Genomic DNA, 18490 nt, shown 5'->3' on the forward strand with positions numbered 1-18490 from the left:
TTTCCGGGAGGCACTTTTTTGTGGACAGGTGTCAGAGAATTGCGGGCAATGCGCCACCGAGCGCCGACGCGACCTCGGCCTCGAGGGCTGCGACGAGTCCTTCCGGCGGCGCCTCACCGCACACTGCGAGCCAGTTCGCGAGCATCCGGTGCCCACCCTGAGTGAGTACGGACTCGGGGTGGAACTGGACGCCGTGAATCGGCAGTTCGCGGTGACGCATCGCCATCACGACGCCGCTCTCGGTGTGTGCGGTCACCTCGAGTTCCTCGGGAATGGTGTCCTCGAGAACCGTCAGCGAGTGGTAGCGGGTAGCGGTGAACGGATCGGGCAGCCCGGCCAGGACGCCGACGTCCTTGTGGTGAACCAGACTCGTCTTGCCGTGAAGCAGTTCGGGCGCGCGGTCGACGGTTCCGCCGAAAGCCGCACCGATCGCCTGATGTCCGAGGCAGACGCCGAGCAGCGGGGTCCTGGTGTCGGCGCAGACCTTCACCAGATCCATCGTCGCTCCCGCGCGCTGCGGAGTTCCGGGGCCAGGGCTCAGGAGAATGCCGTCGAACTGCGCTACTGCACCCTCGAGGTCTGCCGTCAGTTGTGGATCGTCGTTGCGCCAGACCACGGCTTCGGTTCCGAGCTGGCCGAGGTACTGCACCAGGTTGAACACAAAGCTGTCGTAGTTGTCGACGACGAGAATCCTCATGAGAGCAGGGTAAACGCCCGTGCTATCCGCCGGTATAGGCGGGGACCGTGATCTGCGACGGCGTCGCCTGCGTGTACCCGAGGCCGAAGCGGGTCGCGTACTGCTTGTAGATCCGAATGCCCGGTTCGGCAGCGAGTGCCGCCTCGAGGCGCGCAACATCGCCGATCGCACTCATCACGTACGGCGGGCTGTAGGTACGGCCGTGAAGAAGGAGGGTGTTTCCGATGCACCGCGGTGCCGACGTACTGATGATCCGTTGGTCCTGCATGCCCACCGCTTCGGCCCCGCCGGCCCACAGTGCGTTCAGCACGCTCTGGACGTCCTGCTGATGCACGACGAGGTCGTCCGGGGTGGCGTCGACCGGATACTTGCCTTCGGCGTTGCGCGGGGCGTCCGTCATGGTGACCACGACGCCGGGGCCGGTCATCTCCGTCAGTCCCGCGTCGGCGGAGATGTTCTTGATGTCACCGAGAGCGGCGGCCACGCCGGCGTCGGACCGAGCGGCGTCTTCCTGCAACGAATCGAGCTGAGCGGCAAGTTCGTCCCGGTCGGCCGAAACTTTTTCGGCATTGGCCTGGGCGCTGCGGACCAGATCGGAGAGCCTGGTGCTTTCGGTGACCTGAAGCTGGTTTTCCTCGGCGGATCTCTGCGCCGTGGCAACCATCAGACCGGCTACGAGGCAGACGGCAAGTACACCGATGTGCCAGACGGTTCGTGAAGATTCACCCGAAGACACGTGGCTCCTCCCGGATTGTGCAGGTCGGCCGGTGACCAACTGGACACAGCTACGTTAGCGTGTAGGTAACACATGCAGGTCACACCGTAGAGCGAGGACGCCATGCCCAAGTCGAAGGTCCGTAAGAAGAACGACTACACAGTCAACCCAGCAAACCGCACTCCGGTGAAGGTGAAGATGGGTCCGTCGAGCACGTTGTACGTCTCCGTGATGCTCGGATTCATGCTTCTCGGCCTGGCGTGGTTGATTGTGTACTACTTGGCCGCGGATTCGATCACGTGGATGAACGACTTGGGAAACTATAACTTCCTCGTCGGCTTCGGTTTCATGGTTGTGGGCCTTGTGATGACCATGAGATGGCGCTGACCAGCGATTATCTGATTCGGCTCGGATCGTGACCGTCTCTCAATTACATGGGTGTCATTCATCCCCATTGTGGATAACTCCTGTGGACAACCTAGGAAGTTATCCACATGCTCGAGGATGAATTTCATCCACAGCCTCGTGACAACGCCACCGAGGTCGTCTCGTGGGCCACTCCGATGGGTGTTGTCTACGCGATGTTCGGCGGCGGAATTGCCCTCGCGATCGCCTCGATAATCGCGCCCACGGAGCCTGCCGGACGCTTCCTGCTCGCCTTCGCGGTGATCGGGCTGTTCGTGATGGGCGGCCTCGCCCTGCGTCAGCGCCCCCGCCTGGCGGTGATCGACAACGCAGGAACCAAGTCGATCGCGGTGCAGCGATTGCGCGCCCGCCACACGTTCACCCGCGAACAGATCGACCGCGTGCGTCTCGTCCGCTACCCGCGTCTGGGTCGACGCGTGCCGATGCTCGAGATCGACATCGTCGACCGGCCCACCGACACGGAGAAGCTGTTGATCTTCGGACGCTGGGATCTCGGTACGACGCCGGAGGACGTCCTGGACGTGCTTACCGTCCACGGTTTGGTGCCGCCCGAGAAGTAAGCGCGGGTTACATGGCCAGTGCCGCGAGGTCCGGCTGCACGATGTCGAGTGCCTGCTGCGGCACCGCGACGGCGTCGCTCGACCATCCCCAGATCGAGTACAGCTCACGGCCGGGGTCGGTGTACCCGTCGCGGCCGTGAAGCACCCGGTAGTTGTCGATGCAGATCATCTCGCCGGCTTCGGCACGGAACATCGGCCCGCTGTCTCGCACGTGAATCACGGCCTCACTCCACTGCTTCACCAGCGGCCACTGCGCTTCTTCCGATTCGCCGGCGATCGGCGCGAGGTACGGGTGGTACCGAACCTGGTTGCGTCCGCTCGGCACCGTCCGGGCGATCGGCGCAAATGTGTTCTGCGGGAAGTTCGGTTCCGAATGGTCGATGTCTGTGCTCCAACAGAATTCGGCCAGCTCCGCTGTTGCGGGATCGAAGGCGAGCAATCGCGTCAGTTTGACCGCGTCGATGAGAAACGAGTCGCCCCCACTCGGGTACGCCGGGCGCTTGCACCACAGAAACAGGTAATCGGGAGCGTAATCGCCGAAAGCAAAACCATCGTTGTGGGCGGTCATCCGCTCGCCGGAGATACCGAACGAGCGCTTGCGCCCGCGTTCGTCCACCGGTTGGGTGTCGACGACAGCGGCTTCGGCATCCTGACTTCTGGCGCTCGCCTCGAACTGGCGGCCGACTCGAATGCACTTCTCACCGAGCAACTTCGACGCGAAAGCAATGGCATCTTCCTCGGTGTGCAGCCCACCGAAGACCGCGGCGCCGTCCAGAGCGATTGCCGCCCGGACGGCCTCGACCGTGTCCACGCGCCGCGGAACAACACTTGCCAGCGTCAAATCGGAAGAGAACATTCATCACTCCATACGTCGAGTTCGCCAAACGGTTCAACTCGAGCGTAGGAACTCGTCATTTCGACGGCGTAACTCCGGAAACCGATTCGGTTACGGAGCCAGTCTTTCAGATCACCCGGCCTTTCAAATCACCTTGCCCGGGTTCATGATTCCGTGAGGGTCGAGTGCGCCCTTGATTGCATGATGCATCGCGACGACGGCCGGTGACAGTTCCTGTGCCAGGCCACCCATCTTCAGTAGGCCGACGCCGTGTTCACCGGTGACGGTTCCGCCCAACTCGAGGGCGTTGTCGATGATCTCGGAAAAAGCTGCCTGAGCACGCCTCCGCGCCGCTTCGTCGTCGTGTGGCGTGATCAGCAGCGGATGCAGGTTGCCGTCACCCGCGTGCGCGATGTTCGCGATGTGCGTGTCGTGACGGGCCGAAATGGCCTCGATCCGTGCCAACATCTCCGGGACCGCTGCCTTGGGGACACAGATGTCCTCGGTGAGCACCGGGCCGAGCCGCTCGAGGGCGGGGTACGCCAGACGCCGGGCGGAGAACAGGGCGTCGGCTTCCTCCTGGTCGGTGGATCTGGCACTCCAGGTTGCCCCGGAACGGTTGAAACAGGCCAACATTCGCTCGGCTTCGGCGTCGCCGATCTCACCAGGTGTGTCGATGCGGCCGAGCAGGACCACCTCGGCGTCGGCCGAGAGGCCCATGTTCTTCCAGGCGTCGACGGCAAGCAGGCACTGTCGATCGATCAACTCGAGGGCCGACGGTGTGAGACCGTCCGCGGCGACGGCTTCGACTGCCTTGCCCGCAGCAACGATGGAGTCGAAGTATCCGACGATGGTGCGCTCGGGATCGCGCTGAGGACGAAGCTTGACCGTCACCTCGGTGATCACCCCGAGAGTGCCTTCGGAGCCGACCATGAGCGCCGAGAGATCAAACCCAGCCACTCCCTTGGCAGTTCGACGCCCGAGCCGAACCAGCTCACCGGTTCCGGTAACCACCTGCATGCCCAGCACGTAGTCCTTGGTGACGCCGTACTTGACGCAACACAGGCCCCCGGCATTGGTCGCGACGTTGCCGCCGATCGTCGACCAGGGTGCGCTCGCCGGATCGGGCGGATACCAGAGGCCGTGCTCGGCGCACGCGTCGCGGAGGTGATCGTTGACCACTCCGGGTTCGACCACGGCCAAACGCTCGAGGGTGTTGATCTCCTTGATGGCGTTCATCGCGTCGAAGGCGATCACGACGCCGCCGGCGACTGCGTTGGCTCCACCCGACAGACCGGTGCCTGCGCCGCGCGTGACGACGGGCGCACCGTGGGCGATGCACGCCTGCACAACTGTCTGTACCTGCTCGGCTGTGCGCGGACGGACCACGGCGACGGGCATCTCGTAGGGAGCCCACTCGGCGTCGTCGTGGATGTAGCTCGCCATGATGTCGGGGTCGGTGATCAGTCGATCCGCATCGATCTGCGAGCCGAGCGCCTCGAGGAGTGTCATGCCTCCACGATAGTGACGGCGGCTACACCACCCCATGTAGATTTACTCCGAGAAACCGGAAACCGTATGGACATTCTCTCCATACTCATCGTTGGCCTGACAAGTTGGCCTGACAAGGGAGTGCGGATGCACGAGAACTGGCTACAGCTTCTCCTGGCCGAGGCATCCACCGAGGAACTGATCGAACACCGCGATCAGTTGGCCGCCGGGTCAGGCCCCGAGGTCGCAGCCGAAATCGAGCGAGAAGCCCGGTCCGCACTCCAACTGCGTAGTCTCCTGGCTCAGCGCCGACAACGTGCCACCGAACTGGGCGCGCTCAACGACATCGCGTCGCTGCTGACCACGATGCACGATCACCACGCCCTTCTGCAGGAGATCGTGGACCAGGCCAAACGGCTACTCGGCGTAGACCTTTCGTACCTCGCACTGATCCACGACGACATCCTGATCATCGAAGTCACCAGCGGGGCGTACACCTCGCAACTGCTCGGCCTCACGGTTCCGTTCCGAGAAGGCCTCATCGGTCGTGTGGTCGAGAACTCCTCTCCTGCTTGGTCTCCCGACTACCGAAACGATCCCTCGTTTGCACACATCGGACCCGCCGACGACGCAGCGCGAGCCGAGAACATGCGCGGCCTGTTGGCCGTTCCGCTGACTTTGAACGGCAAGATCCTGGGTGCCCTCTGCGCGTGCAAGCGTCAGGAGCGTCGATTCGGCAACGAGGAAGTTGCGTTGCTGTCCGCCCTCGCAGCTCATGCCTCGGTAGCCATCGAGAATGCCCGCTCTCTCGAACGCTATCGCGCGACGGTTGCAGAAGTGAATGCAGCGAACACCGAACTTGCCGAGCGCACAGCACTTCTCGAACAGACACTGACCTGGGACCGCTCGCTCACACAAGTTGTCCTGCGCGGCGGCGGTGTTCGCGAACTCGTGGAAGAAACCTCCGCGTCGACGGGTTCACCGGTGTTTTTCGTGACAGGAACGTCGGAGATCCCGCCGGGACTGCAACGGGTGAGCGAGAGCGTCAACCGGGTCTTCGACATCCTTGCCGCTGACCGACGCGAGCAGGAGGTGACGCTCATCGTCGGTGAGCAGTTCCTGTTTGCCACCGAAGTGCGCAGTGCCGGTGATCAACTCGGAGTTCTGTTCCTACTCTCGCGTCATGAACCCACCGCCGCCATGAGATTGGCACTCGAAAGGTCAGCCCCGGCCATTGCGCTTGCCCTGGTCGGCGAACGGGCGGCCAGGGAAGCCACTCGCCGAGCACGCGACGCATTTCTGGTCGATCTGATCACCAGGCCAGCGCCGACGCCGGCCGAAGTCACCGGTCAGTTCCGCCTGGCTGGACTAAACCCCGACCGCTCGTACACCGTCGTGGTGGCCCGCCCGGCCGACGCCGTAGACCGTACGCGTCGCAGTATCGAGGAAATTGCATTCCCGTCAGGAACTGTTGTTGCCGAGCATGGTTCACGGGTCATCGCTCTGATTCCGGGAATGTCACCGGCAGAGGTTGCGGCGGCGTGGGTGCAGCCGGCGGAGAACCCGACAGTGGGAATCGCCGATCCTGCGGTGGGAGCGGAAGGTCTGGCGCGAGCCTATGTCGAGGCACAACACACCGTCGACGTCCTCGAGACTCTCGGGCGGGCCTCCCACGTGGAACCGGCAAGTTCCCTCGGCATTTACCGAATTCTCCTCAGCCGCACCGGCCGCGAAGAACTCGAAGCGCTGACGCTGCGGTCCCTCGGTCCTCTCCTCGAGGAGGAGCAACGACGCGGCGTTCCGCTCTTGGACACCCTCGCGTCGTACCTGTCACACAATTGCAAGCATTCTGCGACCGCCGCCGCGCTCGCGATTCACGCCAACACTCTGTATCAACGCCTCGAGTCGATCGACCGGTTGATCGGCACCCAGTGGCGTCAGCCGGACCAGGCGCTCGATCTCGCGCTCCTGATCCGGCTGCGTGCCAGTGCGGGGAAACTCGGTCAGATCTGAGCGGTCTTGCTCGATCGCTTGGCCAGCGCCACCACAAGAATTGCGGCACAGAGCATAACGGCGCCCACCACCCACAGGCCTGCCTTGGCATTTCCGGTCACATCGGTGAGCCAGCCGGTGATGTACGGAGCACCGAAGCCCGACGCATTGCCGATCGAGTTGATCATGGCGATACCCGCGGCCGCGCTGGCACCCGTCAGGAACGTGGTGGGCAGGTACCAGAAGACGGGGAGCGCACAGAGGACACCGACAGCGGTGAGCGAGACCGCGATCATGACGGTGAACGGCGAATCCAGATACAGCGCAATCGGAATGGATACCGCACCCAGGAGCGTCGGGGCAGCAACGTGCCACATCCGTTCACCGGTCTTGTCGGAATGGCGGCTCCACAGCACCATCGCGACAGCGCCGATCGCGTAGGGGACGGCCACGATCAGGCCTGTCTCGACGAGCGAGAAATCGGTGTTGAACGTCTGCTTGAATCCCGCGACGATGCTGGGCAGGAAGAAGCTCAAAGCGTAAAGGCCGTAGGTGATTCCGAAGTAGACCAGACCGAAACCGATGACGCGGGGATCGCGCAGGGTCTTGCCGGCGGACTGGTGACCGGCGTCGCCGAGTTCTTTCTCCTCGTCGGCCATGGACTTCATCAGCCAGGTGCGCTCCTCGAGGGTCAACCACTTCGCGTCGGCGGGACGGTCGGTGAGGTAGAACCAGACGACAAACGCCAAGATCACGGCGGGCAGACCCTCGATCAGGTACATCACGCGCCATCCGGCCAACCCGAACAGGCCGTCGCCGTACTGGATGATGGCAGCCGAGAGCGGGGCACCGAGCGCCGACGAGAGCGGAAGTGTCAGCAGGAACAAGCCCATCAGGCGTACGCGGTACTTCTTCGGGAACCAGAAGGTCAGGTAGAGAAGAACTCCGGGGAAAAAGCCTGCCTCGGCGATTCCCAGCAGAATGCGGAGGAAATAGAGGCTTCCCACGTTGGGCACGAATGCCAGCGCAGCGGCGAGGATGCCCCAGGTGAGCATGATGCGCGCGATCCACAGCCGGGCGCCGAAGCGGTGCAGGGCCAGGTTGCTCGGCACCTCGAACAACAGATAGCCGACGAAGAAGAGACCGGAGGCGAGCCCGAACATTGTCTCGGTCATCCCGAGGTCGGCGCTCATGGTGAGCTTCGCGAAGGCGATGTTCGTACGATCCAGATAGTTCACGAAATAGAGCAGGATCAGGAAGGGAATCAGCCGGCGCGCTACCTTCTTCACCACGCGAGATTCGATCTCGCTCGGCGCAACCCCACCGTCAGTGGTGGTGCTATCGGTGGAGGTCATGGCAGGGGTACTCCTCGGAAAAGGTCAGCGGTGCTATCTACGAAGTGACTCAAGCCACAGTAGAAGTACCGATGTCCTCAACCTATGTGGACAATCTCTACAGAAGCCGTCCCTGCATGTGCATTTACTCCCGACGATCCGGCGAATGACCCGCAGCAGCCTGACGAACGTCCCTGAACAGTCGAAGGCGACAAACCCGCCTGAGCTGGGGGTTTAGCGCTACGAGCACCGAGTCACTGGTTAGTGTTGTCGGCGAAACAGCCAGAGCAAGTGCGGACGCACCGCGTGACTTGAAGGACAGAACATGACGAAGATGGTTCGGACCACGATGACCCGCCGGTCCTCCACCGCAGTCGCTGCCACTATCGCGGCGGTCGCTCTATTCGCCTCCGCCTGCGGCAGCGACTCCGACAAGACCGACTCCGACAAGAGTGCTGCCGGCGCCTCGTCCGCTACATCCTCGGCCACCGTCGGCGGGAAGACGCTCGACGCCAAATTCGAGACGAAGTGCGCAAAGGACGGCGGCACGACAGTTATGACACTGCTCGACGCGGAAAATGCCACCTACGGCATGTTGACCGTCACAGCCATCATCGATGAATCCGGCACGGTTCAGACTGCTGGAATCGCCGGAAGCGAGGGTGGATCGAACGGTCTGCCGTACACCGCCGGATTCGCACCGGGACTGCCTGGCGGATCTGCCAGTGCCAAGCAGGACGGCAATACCTTCGTGGTGACGGGCGAGGGAATCGGCGCCCGGGACAAGGGCAACCCGATGGAGACGTCGAGCTTCGAGATCACGTTCGCCTGCGAGTCCATCATCGGCGGCTGATCCATAGAACGGCTGGGCCCTAGGATTCTTGCTAGCTGATTCCCAGCTGTTCGCGCAGTTGGACGACACGGAGCACGATGACTCCCAACGTCACCACGGTGACGGCACCAAAAGCGATCCAGCCGATCCGCACTGCTTTCACGCGGTTCTCACCGGCGCCCAACCACTGCGGGGCGTACAGGAAGGCAGCGGCCGTCGCGGCACCTGCCACCAGACCTCCCGCGTGACCCCAGAACGAGATCCCGGGCAGCGAAATGCTGATGATCACATTGATCGCGATCACCGAGATGATCGGGACCGGGCTTCGACGCAAACGCAGTAGAAGGACGGCCTGTGCGCCCATGATGCCGAAGATTGCACCCGACGCTCCAGCGGTCCAGGACAGGGCCGTGAGCGAGGAGAACACCGGCTGGAACGCCATCACCGAGGCGGAACCGCCGAGGAGCGAAACCAGGTAGATGCCGACGTACCGGGAGCGGCCCATCACGATTTCGGTGTCGCGCCCCAGGATGTAGAGGGCGTACATGTTGACCGCGAGGTGCAAGATGCCGAAGTGCAAGAACCCGGAGCCAATGAGCCGGAACCAGTCACCGCTGGCGACCAGACCCGGATTGAGTGCCCAGTTCGCGAAGATCGACGAGCCGACCTGATTGTTCATGATGCTTCGCGACTGCGCGAAGGTGGCGAGGAACGCCAGGACGTTGAGCCCCATCAAGGTGTACGTCACGATCGGGACCGCACGGGCGGGGCTCACGGTGTTTCCGGCGACGCCCCGAACGGGGCGGACATCGCGTTGGCCGGCAGCTACACAGTCAACACATTGGTATCCCACCGCCGCCTCGCGGAGGCAGTCCGGGCACGCCGGACGTCCACAACGATTGCAGGAAAGTGCGGTAGGTCGATCTGGATGGCGGACGCACCGCGGTTGGGGCGGGATGCCCTCACTCGCACCGCCGCCCCAACCGGGGTTCGTCATCTGCTTGTTTTACCTGTTCAGGAGATGGTGATGCTGTTGATCACGACGGGCTCGACCGGACGATCGCCACGATCGACGGCGGTGGAGGAGATAGCGTCGACAACCTTCTTGGAATCGTCGTCGAGAACCTCACCGAAGATGGTGTGGCGACGGTTCAGGTGCGGCGTCGGGCCGGTGGTGATGAAGAACTGCGAGCCGTTGGTTCCCGGGCCTGCGTTGGCCATGGCCAGCAGGTAGGAGCGGTCGAACTGCAGTTCCGGGTGGAACTCGTCACCGAACTTGTAGCCCGGGCCGCCGGTGCCGGTTCCGGTGGGGTCGCCACCCTGGATCATGAAGCCGTCGATGACGCGGTGGAAGATGGCACCGTCGTAGAACGGGCCGGTCTTGGTGCCGGCGGCGTTTGCGGTGGTGTACTCCTTCGAGCCGTCGGCGAGGCCGACGAAGTTCTCGACGGTCTTCGGCGCATGGTTGCCGAACAGAGCGATCTTGATGTCGCCGCGGTTCGTGTGCAGCGTTGCGGTTGCGGTCTGATGAGTTGAAGTCACACCACCATCGTGCCATTGCCGGCGTTCTCGCGGATGTGAGCCTGCCAATTCCGTGCGACGAGGCATGCGTCACTGCAGTTCGATGTCGGCGGCAACGACCGGATCGGAAATGTCGATTCCGTCCGCAGCTGCGCGTTGGTACAGCCGGTACAGAGCATGATCGAACTCGTCGCGCGTTCGCCCCGCCGACCAGTACGGCAATGCGACAATCCGGGACGGTGGTAGGTCGTTTTCGATCGCTTGGTTGCGCAAGCGGGCGACACAGCTTTTCTCTCCGCCGATCCACAACATTGTCGATTCTGTCTGCGCCTTGGTCCGATCGACTATGTCCACCCACTCGATATCAGGGAATCCGTGCTCGCCTGACGGACCCGTGAAACTGTGTATTCGGACTTGTTCGGCGAGATTCGTCAAGGATCCGACAGCAGGGCGCGCAGATCTGTCGCCGACTGCAACGACGTCAGTGACGCCCGGAACAAGGACGAGTTCGTGTTTGAATCCGATCACCCCAACGCGACTGCCTACGCCCGTCCGGTTGAGCCACCAATCCGGCTTCCCGAGATCTATGACATCGAACGTGATCCTACGATCGCCAGGATTGAAATCGATTGCTGTGTAGGAACGCCCGATCGGACGCCGGGGGTCGGCCTCCCAACTGGGAACCGCGAGTTTGTCCGACCCCAAGGTGGGGAGCATCATCTCGTCCGCCGGCTCCCGAGGCACGAACAACTTGAACACCGGCGCCGCCCCACGAACGCTCAGGTTTCCGAACTCGCTCGACTGCAACACAACTCGAACGGTGTCGTCCGTTCGCTGTTCAACCTCGGCAATCGAGGCAACGGTCATGACCATGCCCGCAGGTAACCGGGATTCTCTCGCCCTGTCCACGCTCGACTAACCCAACTGTCCCAACGCGGTACCCAGGTTTCCCGGCAGCCACGTCTTTCCAAGTACACCCGCATTGTTGATCGCCTCACCCTGCGCATCACTGAGCCATACGACGCGGGATTTCAGATTCGACTCCCAGAAAGGCGATTGTTCGAGGTTCGCGATGGAATCCCGTGGTGACGGCATCAGAAGTACCGCTTCACCGTCGACGTCACCCGCGGTCTCACCCGAATACGTCACCGGAGTTCCCGTCGATTCCACCGCGGCTTGGTCCTCCGCCGGCTTCATTCCGAAGAGGCGCAGTATGTTTCCGCCCGATCCCAACGAAATCTGCTCCTTGTAGTAAAGCCCGAATGAGTACGGCCGCCTCGCAAGTCCTGGGTTCGACGCAGCCACACCCGTAAATTCGTCGACTGCCGAGGTGATCAACTCCCCACCCTGCTCGGATTTGCCCAACGCATCCGCGACCTGCTGAACGCCGACTCTCCAATCGTTGTCTGCATCCTGCATGTCGAATATCAAAGTGGGAGCGATCGTTCGGAGCCGCTCCAACGTTGCGGGCTCGGTGAAAACCGGCCAGGCAGGCGCGATGATGAGATCCGGTTCGACCGCAAGCATCCGCTCGAAATTCACTTGCCCTGCATAGATGTCAGCCAAGGACTCGTCGAGCGCCTCATTTCCCACGTAGTCCGCCAGATAGGGAAGCTTGTCGATGTTGGTCACGCTCGCGGCCACGGGGTGCGATCCCAGCGCCACGACGTTCTCGAACGCCGGGTTCCCCAAAGTCACGATCCGTTCAGGTGCCGACTCGATGATCACGTCTCCGGATTCCGTGCTCACGGTCACCGGATAGGTTCCCCTCGCTGCGGGACTTCCGTCAGCGTCCGGGTTCGTGTTCGATGACGAACATCCAGCGAGCGCGAGCACTAACGCGGCCCCGGCCGCGCCGAGGAATCTTGGCCTCCACCTGTGTCTATTCATAATTGCCACAGTAGCAATAATTAATGTGGGTTGCCTTACCTTCCTATTTCGGAAGGGCATCAGTGATCCGAAATGTGAGTCCAAGAAGCGTCAGGAGTTGGAACGACCGTAGGAACGAGGCCGGAATCGATCATCTTTTCGGCACCGACAAGGAAGGCGTCGAGCGTCCAGGAAACAACAGCCGAGAGAGTCTCAGGCTTCGGATACTGCGAATCCGGGTAACGATTGCGCGCCGGTGTATGCAGTGCCGCCGAAATGATCAGTGTCCGAGAGCCGAGCAAATGTGCTGTTGCACGGTCAAATTCAGGCTTCCGTAGAAGTACCTCATTCATGATTCGCTCGAACTGCGCCAGAGTGCCCTCTTCGTAAGGCCCTCGAAGCACATAGTCCTCGAGCCCAGGCGTGGCAGTCACGAGTTCAGCGAACCGCTGACCTAGCGTCCGAAGGTAGTCCTGCCAGGACTTCGAATCCGAATCCAACTGCAGACGTCCGAAAGCTCTCGCACACGCCAACGAGTACAGACGATCGGTCGAGTCGACGTGATGGCGAATCGTCGCAGCGGAAACGCCCAGGACCTGTGCGACCTCCGCCCGCGTCAGGCGGTCCAAACCCACCCGTTCCGCTGCATCGAGAATCTCCTCTGTCGACGTAATCGCAGGTCGGCCTGGGCTTCGACGGGACCGTGCAGGGGAGGTCGACATTCATCCATCGTAAGTCCGATCTGCGACCGACCTACCCCGGTACAGCCCTTGTGGCAAAGTGAAGTCATGACACGAGTGACCGAGTCCCTCAGCACGCAGTTGCCCGACACCTTCGATCACGCGCGCGCCCGCGTCGAGGACACCTTCGACGAGACTGCCGCCTACCTCGAAGAGACAGCGGCTCGTATCAAGGAGTCCGAGGCAGCCGACAACGCTCGCCGTATCGCCGCGGTGGTCGCCACATCGGTCGCTCGCGGCGCCGGGCAGGTCGGGTTGTTCCTGGGTCGTCAGGGCAAAGTCCTCGCCAAGAAGGGCGTCGAGCGCGCAAAGGCTATCCCCACGAAGTCCGCGGAACGCACCGAGAAGCCTCGTGGCCGCAAGCGCGTCGCCGTGTTCGTCATCGCCGGTGTCGCGGTGATCGGTGGCGCGGTGTTCTTCAAGAGCCGCCGACGCGAGCATCCGCCGGTCGCTTCCGCACCCCCTCGGCTCGAAGAGAACTCGGCCGAGAAGACCGCTTAGTCGACACACGAAAAGCCCCGGAACAAATTGTGTTCCGGGGCTTTTCGATGTTCACGTTCAGCAGTTGGACGGCGCTGGGACGTTGTTGAAGCGATCGATCATGTACCCGACGGATTCCGGGGTACCCACCAGGTACGGCGTTGCATGATTGATTGCCATGCCCGGAATGATCGGGGGCAGTTCGTTGACGGAGAACTGCACCGCCGCGCCCTTGCCGCACCAGTCTCGCGCCAGTTGCTGTCCCTGACCGAACGGAACGATGTCATCGGAGCGGCCATGCTGAATGAGCACGGGCGACTCCGGCGTCAGCTTGCCGATCTTCTGCTCGTCGAGGATCGCCTGCGCCATGGGTAGACGCGCCAGAACTGCGGAGAGTGATTCACCGGAATTGGTGAAGCTCGACGACTGCTGGAAGCCGAACTGCAATCCACTTTCGGCGACGCACTGGTTCTTGGTGGCGGCCAACATCTGTCGGCCGCGATCGTTGATCTCGGCGTCGAGCAGCGGCTGAACCTCGGGGTACTGCGCAAGGATCCCGTTGAGCGCGTAGCCGATCACTCCGGTGAGGAACGTGCCGTCGACCTGCTGCAGCGTCGCCGCCAGATCGGCGGGCGGTGCACCTGCGTACGTGCCCTTGAGGTCAAGCTCGGGAGCATACGACGGCTTCAATTCCGTTGCGGCAGCGGCAGCTCCACCACCTTGCGAGTAACCCCACAGTCCGACGGGGCCGTCGGCGGGAATGCCCGTGTTCGGGAGCTGCTGAGCGGCACGCACCGAGTCCAGAACCGCGTGCGCTTCGGCTTCGCGGTTGACGTAGGTGTGATCGCCAGGAGTTCCGAGGCCCTCGTAATCGGTGACTACGACGGCAATGCCGTTGAGCAGCAACGTGTTCACCCAGATGGACTCGTAGCCGACCATGACGTCCGTCGGGAACTGGTACTCGATACCGGTGTTGAACAGTTTGGACGGAGCGCATTGATCGCCCTGCCCATGCGTTCCTACCGCTGCGGCAACCAGTGGACGCGCCCCCTGCCCGGTCCACGGGTTCGACGGTTCGAGGTAGGTCCCCGTCACGGCAACGGGAGCACCCTTGGCGTCCTCGCTTCGGTACATGATCTTGGTGGCGGTTGCCGGCCACGCACCGTTCGATCCGGGCACGCTCAGCAGCAGTGGTGACGGCTCACTCTTGATGAGATCTCCGTTGGCACCTGCCGGAAGCTCCGACGGCGGCGTGTAGAAATCCGCTGGGTCCGCCATTGCGGCAGGGGCCGTCACAGCACCCATGACCAGTGCCGCGACGGAAACCCCGGCCGCCCACCATGCTCTGCTCTTCACGTTTCGATCTCCCCACGCTCGCCTGCGCTGTGGCTTGGCACACAGCGAACGCAGAGTAACACATACCTCACGTAACACTTTTTCGTGAGGTTTTCGCCTTAACAGGCTGACTTACAACCGTTTACGACTACTTCGTGGGCTCCAGATTGGAGGTCAGCAGCGAACGAAGCTTGTCGGTATCAGCCGAGGTCCAGGCCTCGGGGTGCAGGATCTTGGCCCACATGTCCGCTGCATCCTCGCCGTAATTGTGACCGTGCCCGGACGGGACGTCAGCCGAGAAGACCATGTCGAGGGTTACCTGCCAGAAGGTCACGAGAGGTACCCACGTCATTCCCGGATCCACGTCGCGACCCAGCGGTTCCTTGAGCCAATCCGGCTTGTTGAGCAGCAGGTCGAAGGACCACCATGTGATCGGGTCGCTGGCGTGCTGCCAGTACACGATGCGATCGTCGTCCCAGTCGGACTTCAGCTCCAGATCTTCCGGATCACCGGCAAACCGAATTGCCTGGCCACCGTCGATCACCGGCAGGATCTCCGGTGAGCCCGAGTCGCGGCTGTCCGTGATTTCCTGCCACTGAGCAGTGAAGTTGGGGGTTCCGACCCACAGTGCGCCGTCGACGCGCGTCATCATGTCCTGAGCGCCGGCAAATGCGGCCTGGCCACCGTAGGAGCCGAGGCTCTCACCGAAGACAACCAGCTCGGGTCGCGTCTCCACGGGCAGGTCGATCCACTTGGCGTACACCGCGTTGAAGAGTGCGCGACCGGCAATCATCGGCGTCTCACGGTCGGCGATGAAGGCCAACGGACTCGGAAGGAACGAGTACTGCATCGACGCGATCGCCGTGTCCCCGCCCTCGACGTACTCGAACGCCGACGCGACGTCCTCGTTCACCCAACCGCGGCCGGTGGTCGTGACAACTGCGAGGGTTCCGCGGTCGAATCCGCCGGTGCGCTCCAACTCGTCGACGACCCGCTGTGCGACACCGTTGATCGAGTCCGAGGATTCGCGTCCGGCGTACACCCGGATCGGTTGCTTCGCTTCACGTCCGGTCAACGCGGTGATCTCGGCCGCGGTGGGACCGCTGCCCATGAAGGTGCGCCCCTCCTGGCCGAGCGAATCCCAGGCTTCGGCGGACATCGGTGAACCACTGCGCTCAGCGATCAAGGGTTGTTCGATGCCGTCCGGTGTTTCATGATCCGCACCGGAGAAACTCCAGTTCGCGAAGGCAATCAACCCGTTGTACAGCGCACCGTTCACGATGAAGATGCCGATGGCGAAGATGACGATCAAGCTGCCGACCTTCGCCGCTTCGAGGGGAACGAACCGAAGTGCGACGGCGGTGAGCTTGTTGGTGGTGAAACGAAGACCACGGCCTGCCTCGAGCAGGATGAACCAGATTCCGAGCGAAATCAGCAGCACCAGAAGGTAATTCGCCTGATTGGTGCGAGGAGCTTCGACAAGGTCACGCACGATCTGCTGCCACCACGAACCGAGGACCAAGAACGTCGGAACCAGAATGACGGCCGCGACCAACAGGATTCGCCAGCCGATCTTCTTGGTGCGATCCGACCACTGCGGTTCGACGCCGCACTTGCGGATCATCCAGGCAACCGTCACGCCGACGCCGTATCCCATCGCGAGCGAGATGCCCGTCGCAACGCCCTGCAAGTACCACGCGCGCGGCAACAGGGACGGACTCATCGACCAGGTGAAGAAGACCAGAGCAAAGGCAAGCCCGACCGGGTGCAGCGTCTTGCAGTAGAGGCGCAGCCGTTCCCACACACGTTTCATGCCGGAATCGTATGCGCCCCGTGCCCGAATCAGGTCACGAAGCGCACACGCGTCCAGTCTGTTTACGGGGCGAAGCGCAAAATCGCGGCAACTGCGCCGCCGCCCGGAATGTCCTCGGCGCGAACAGCGAGGACCCGAGCACCCGTCAGGAGCGCACGACGAGCGATCTCGTCGACGACCCCGTATGTACTTCCGTTGGTCGACTCACCGGTCGTGAGAGCGCCCGTCTGGGGATCGAGACTTCCGGGTACAACGGAATCGATGTCGATGAAAACGGTGTCGACCTGTCCGTACGTCGCGGCCGTTGCCACGTCGGCGACGTCGGTTTGAGTGCGACCTTGTTCCGTGCGCACATTGAAGGTGTCCCGCACCGCCGCCAACTGCTCGGCGTGGAAATCGTCGAGCGCCGGACGCGAACCGTCCGCCACTTCCTGCGTCGACAAGGCTTCCGGGTTTCCCTCGACGGTTTTGTCGACCAGGTGGCGGTACGAATTCACGGAGCGATACACCGACGCGATGGGTTCCGCAGCGGCCAGGATCAAGGGGACGTCGCGGCCGGCGAGGACACCACGGACCTCGTGATCGACTGCGCGGGCGTACTGATTGACGCGCAACTTTCGGCTGTCCGAACCCGAGAGCCGACCGGCTTCAGTTCGGCTGTTGATCGAGGACTTACCCGCGTGATCGGCAGCGTTCTTCGGCATTCCCTGAACACGAACCTCGTCGGCCGGCTGATCGGCGGCGATCTCGATCAATCGCACCGAACCTTCGGCGAGAGCGAGAACAAACGCCGTCTGGGGGAAGGTCACCGAACGGAGCAGTGGCTTGAGATGAAACCGATCGCTGACCGTTTCGAGCGCCTGCAGACGGTTGGGCAGGCGGAAGGTCACCAGACGCTCCGGCGTCGCGTACGTGACCAATGAGCGCGACTGGAAGCGCCAGAAATCGTCGTCGTCGTCGAGCTCTGCGTATTCGGCCTCGAACAGCTTGCGCTCGGCCGGATCCTCCACCGATGCGAGCGCCGAGCGGACCTGGTCCTTGAAGGCGATGCGCGCTTTGTCATGATCCTGCGGCGCATCTTCAGTCGGAGTCACGATGGTGATGCAGGTGGGCCCTTCCACCTCCGCGAGTGCGGCAATTTCACCGTGGCTGGGAATGTCGTTGTGAAGCACTACGAACCTCCTGAAATTGGGTTCTCCTCACGCTACGCCCGGCTGGTTATGACCACTAGACTTTCCGGAGAATTCGGGACGAACGGTCCATAGTGGGCGCTGTTCTGGCCACCCCACTCCGAGCGAACGGCATGTTCATCGCCTTCAGTGCGCCGAAAGTACCGTTCGCTCAAAAGGGGAGGGCCACGAGTCGGGCACCGGCTGGTCGGACATCGGCACATCGGACATCCGCACATCGGCATACAAAAGCACCCTCCCGGATCCCGGGAGGGTGTTTTCTTACTGTGGAGCCTAGGAGATTCGAACTCCTGACATCTGCCTTGCAAAGGCAGCGCTCTACCAACTGAGCTAAGGCCCCGTTCGGTTTTCTGACCGGAGTCAGAGTACCTAGGTTCTATCCTGTTTCCAAATCGTGCCAAACCTTGTCTCCGCGCTGACTTTTGATCAGCTTGGTGACCCCGAGAGCTACCAGAATTCCGGCCCCGACAAGCAGGAAAACCTTCATTCCAGCAACCCTTCTTCGGCACATGGGAGTGGGCCTAGGAGGACTTGAACCTCCGACCTCTTCATTATCAGTAAAGCGCTCTAACCACCTGAGCTATAGGCCCCTGAACCGATTCCAAAGATTACCCCACCGGGCCGCTGACACCAAAACGGGCCCGGCGGAGCAATGTTTTC

General features: G+C 62.4%; 18 protein-coding genes and 2 tRNA genes. 5 read left to right on the forward strand and 15 right to left on the reverse strand.

Translation table 11 applies throughout. The annotated features are described in order from the left end of the window. Positions 1-31: 31 nt before the first annotated feature. Both AC2ETI_RS23710 and AC2ETI_RS23715 read right to left on the reverse strand, forming a co-directional pair. Positions 32-697 carry an aminodeoxychorismate/anthranilate synthase component II gene (locus tag AC2ETI_RS23710; protein ID WP_084325579.1) on the reverse strand — a complete coding sequence of 222 codons (666 nt, stop codon included), beginning with the start codon at positions 695-697 and terminating at the stop codon, positions 32-34. Between the two features lie 22 nt (positions 698-719). Next, positions 720-1433 carry a DUF881 domain-containing protein gene (locus tag AC2ETI_RS23715; protein ID WP_020905624.1) on the reverse strand — a complete coding sequence of 238 codons (714 nt, stop codon included), beginning with the start codon at positions 1431-1433 and terminating at the stop codon, positions 720-722. Between the two features lie 102 nt (positions 1434-1535). Between AC2ETI_RS23715 and crgA the strand changes: the two genes are divergently transcribed. Further along, a complete protein-coding gene (gene crgA / locus AC2ETI_RS23720; RefSeq protein ID WP_019746229.1) occupies positions 1536-1799 on the forward strand; it encodes a cell division protein CrgA in 264 nt (87 codons plus the stop codon). Between the two features lie 107 nt (positions 1800-1906). Next, entirely contained in the window at positions 1907-2398 is a 492-nt protein-coding gene (locus tag AC2ETI_RS23725; RefSeq protein WP_133728225.1) for a PH domain-containing protein, read from the forward strand. Positions 2399-2405: 7 nt separating this feature from the next. On the opposite strand, the gene AC2ETI_RS23730 is transcribed toward AC2ETI_RS23725, so the two are convergent. Together AC2ETI_RS23730 and AC2ETI_RS23735 are read right to left on the reverse strand one after the other, a co-directional pair. Next, positions 2406-3254, reverse strand: a complete 849-nt coding sequence (locus AC2ETI_RS23730; RefSeq protein WP_197942308.1) for a TauD/TfdA family dioxygenase — start codon at positions 3252-3254, stop codon at positions 2406-2408. A gap of 123 nt (positions 3255-3377) precedes the next feature. Further along, a complete protein-coding gene (locus tag AC2ETI_RS23735) occupies positions 3378-4745 on the reverse strand; it encodes an FAD-binding oxidoreductase (RefSeq protein WP_041814395.1) in 1368 nt (455 codons plus the stop codon). Positions 4746-4871: 126 nt separating this feature from the next. Between AC2ETI_RS23735 and AC2ETI_RS23740 the strand changes: the two genes are divergently transcribed. Continuing rightward, positions 4872-6737 carry a helix-turn-helix domain-containing protein gene (locus tag AC2ETI_RS23740; protein WP_264613696.1) on the forward strand — a complete coding sequence of 622 codons (1866 nt, stop codon included), beginning with the start codon at positions 4872-4874 and terminating at the stop codon, positions 6735-6737. Here AC2ETI_RS23740 and AC2ETI_RS23745 read toward each other — a convergent pair. After that, positions 6728-8071, reverse strand: coding sequence for an MFS transporter (locus AC2ETI_RS23745; protein ID WP_021332618.1), 1344 nt, complete (start codon positions 8069-8071; stop codon positions 6728-6730). The two genes, AC2ETI_RS23740 and AC2ETI_RS23745, sit on opposite strands and share 10 nt — an antisense overlap. 304 nt (positions 8072-8375) lie before the next feature. Here AC2ETI_RS23745 and AC2ETI_RS23750 point away from each other — a divergent pair, with 304 nt between their 5' ends. Next, on the forward strand, positions 8376-8903 hold the full coding sequence (locus AC2ETI_RS23750) for a lipoprotein LpqH (protein WP_483634466.1): 528 nt from the start codon (positions 8376-8378) through the stop codon (positions 8901-8903). A gap of 31 nt (positions 8904-8934) precedes the next feature. On the opposite strand, the gene AC2ETI_RS23755 is transcribed toward AC2ETI_RS23750, so the two are convergent. The 5 genes from AC2ETI_RS23755 to AC2ETI_RS23775 form a co-directional block, all read right to left on the reverse strand. After that, positions 8935-9879, reverse strand: coding sequence for a rhomboid family intramembrane serine protease (locus AC2ETI_RS23755; protein WP_029256820.1), 945 nt, complete (start codon positions 9877-9879; stop codon positions 8935-8937). A gap of 17 nt (positions 9880-9896) precedes the next feature. Further along, entirely contained in the window at positions 9897-10424 is a 528-nt protein-coding gene (locus AC2ETI_RS23760) for a peptidylprolyl isomerase (RefSeq protein WP_007729190.1), read from the reverse strand. Positions 10425-10493: 69 nt separating this feature from the next. After that, a complete protein-coding gene (locus AC2ETI_RS23765) occupies positions 10494-11276 on the reverse strand; it encodes a siderophore-interacting protein (RefSeq protein WP_070796694.1) in 783 nt (260 codons plus the stop codon). Positions 11277-11318: 42 nt separating this feature from the next. Next, positions 11319-12158 carry an ABC transporter substrate-binding protein gene (locus AC2ETI_RS23770; RefSeq protein WP_216637107.1) on the reverse strand — a complete coding sequence of 280 codons (840 nt, stop codon included), beginning with the start codon at positions 12156-12158 and terminating at the stop codon, positions 11319-11321. A 194-nt stretch (positions 12159-12352) separates the two neighbouring features. After that, entirely contained in the window at positions 12353-12994 is a 642-nt protein-coding gene (locus AC2ETI_RS23775) for a TetR/AcrR family transcriptional regulator (RefSeq protein ID WP_133728217.1), read from the reverse strand. Positions 12995-13060: 66 nt separating this feature from the next. On the opposite strand from AC2ETI_RS23775, the gene AC2ETI_RS23780 reads away from it, so the two are divergent. Beyond that, positions 13061-13513 carry a hypothetical protein gene (locus tag AC2ETI_RS23780; RefSeq protein WP_019746221.1) on the forward strand — a complete coding sequence of 151 codons (453 nt, stop codon included), beginning with the start codon at positions 13061-13063 and terminating at the stop codon, positions 13511-13513. 57 nt (positions 13514-13570) lie between these two features. Here the strand turns inward: AC2ETI_RS23780 and AC2ETI_RS23785 are convergent, their stop codons facing one another. The 5 genes from AC2ETI_RS23785 to AC2ETI_RS23805 all read right to left on the reverse strand — a co-directional run bounded on the left by AC2ETI_RS23785 (position 13571) and on the right by AC2ETI_RS23805 (position 18420). Next, the gene (locus AC2ETI_RS23785) at positions 13571-14848 is read right to left on the reverse strand and encodes a lipase family protein (RefSeq protein ID WP_029256819.1); all 1278 of its coding nucleotides are present in this window, start codon (positions 14846-14848) and stop codon (positions 13571-13573) included. 127 nt (positions 14849-14975) lie between these two features. Continuing rightward, the gene (locus AC2ETI_RS23790) at positions 14976-16640 is read right to left on the reverse strand and encodes an alpha/beta hydrolase (RefSeq protein WP_483634467.1); all 1665 of its coding nucleotides are present in this window, start codon (positions 16638-16640) and stop codon (positions 14976-14978) included. A 62-nt stretch (positions 16641-16702) separates the two neighbouring features. Next, entirely contained in the window at positions 16703-17812 is a 1110-nt protein-coding gene (locus AC2ETI_RS23795; RefSeq protein ID WP_003942559.1) for a baeRF11 domain-containing protein, read from the reverse strand. A gap of 285 nt (positions 17813-18097) precedes the next feature. Continuing rightward, positions 18098-18170: transfer RNA gene (locus AC2ETI_RS23800), tRNA-Ala, on the reverse strand. Positions 18171-18346: 176 nt separating this feature from the next. Further along, positions 18347-18420: transfer RNA gene (locus AC2ETI_RS23805), tRNA-Ile, on the reverse strand. Between the last annotated feature and the right edge of the window lie 70 nt (positions 18421-18490).

It is taken from the genome of Rhodococcus sp. MurmanLake-1, from assembly GCF_056945715.1.

What these genes read in the sequence shown, in the direction of transcription:
- AC2ETI_RS23730 (WP_197942308.1), bottom strand. Translation starts at nt 3,254, where the DNA reads ATGTTCTCTTCCGATTTGACGCTGGCAAGTGTTGTTCCGCGGCGCGTG.
- AC2ETI_RS23790 (WP_483634467.1), bottom strand. Translation starts at nt 16,640, where the DNA reads ATGAAACGTGTGTGGGAACGGCTGCGCCTCTACTGCAAGACGCTGCAC.
- AC2ETI_RS23740 (WP_264613696.1), top strand. Translation starts at nt 4,872, where the DNA reads ATGCACGAGAACTGGCTACAGCTTCTCCTGGCCGAGGCATCCACCGAG.
- AC2ETI_RS23775 (WP_133728217.1), bottom strand. Translation starts at nt 12,994, where the DNA reads ATGTCGACCTCCCCTGCACGGTCCCGTCGAAGCCCAGGCCGACCTGCG.
- AC2ETI_RS23725 (WP_133728225.1), top strand. Translation starts at nt 1,907, where the DNA reads ATGCTCGAGGATGAATTTCATCCACAGCCTCGTGACAACGCCACCGAG.
- AC2ETI_RS23735 (WP_041814395.1), bottom strand. Translation starts at nt 4,745, where the DNA reads ATGACACTCCTCGAGGCGCTCGGCTCGCAGATCGATGCGGATCGACTG.
- AC2ETI_RS23745 (WP_021332618.1), bottom strand. Translation starts at nt 8,071, where the DNA reads ATGACCTCCACCGATAGCACCACCACTGACGGTGGGGTTGCGCCGAGC.
- crgA (WP_019746229.1), top strand. Translation starts at nt 1,536, where the DNA reads ATGCCCAAGTCGAAGGTCCGTAAGAAGAACGACTACACAGTCAACCCA.
- AC2ETI_RS23765 (WP_070796694.1), bottom strand. Translation starts at nt 11,276, where the DNA reads ATGGTCATGACCGTTGCCTCGATTGCCGAGGTTGAACAGCGAACGGAC.
- AC2ETI_RS23710 (WP_084325579.1), bottom strand. Translation starts at nt 697, where the DNA reads ATGAGGATTCTCGTCGTCGACAACTACGACAGCTTTGTGTTCAACCTG.
- AC2ETI_RS23780 (WP_019746221.1), top strand. Translation starts at nt 13,061, where the DNA reads ATGACACGAGTGACCGAGTCCCTCAGCACGCAGTTGCCCGACACCTTC.
- AC2ETI_RS23755 (WP_029256820.1), bottom strand. Translation starts at nt 9,879, where the DNA reads ATGACGAACCCCGGTTGGGGCGGCGGTGCGAGTGAGGGCATCCCGCCC.
- AC2ETI_RS23750 (WP_483634466.1), top strand. Translation starts at nt 8,376, where the DNA reads ATGACGAAGATGGTTCGGACCACGATGACCCGCCGGTCCTCCACCGCA.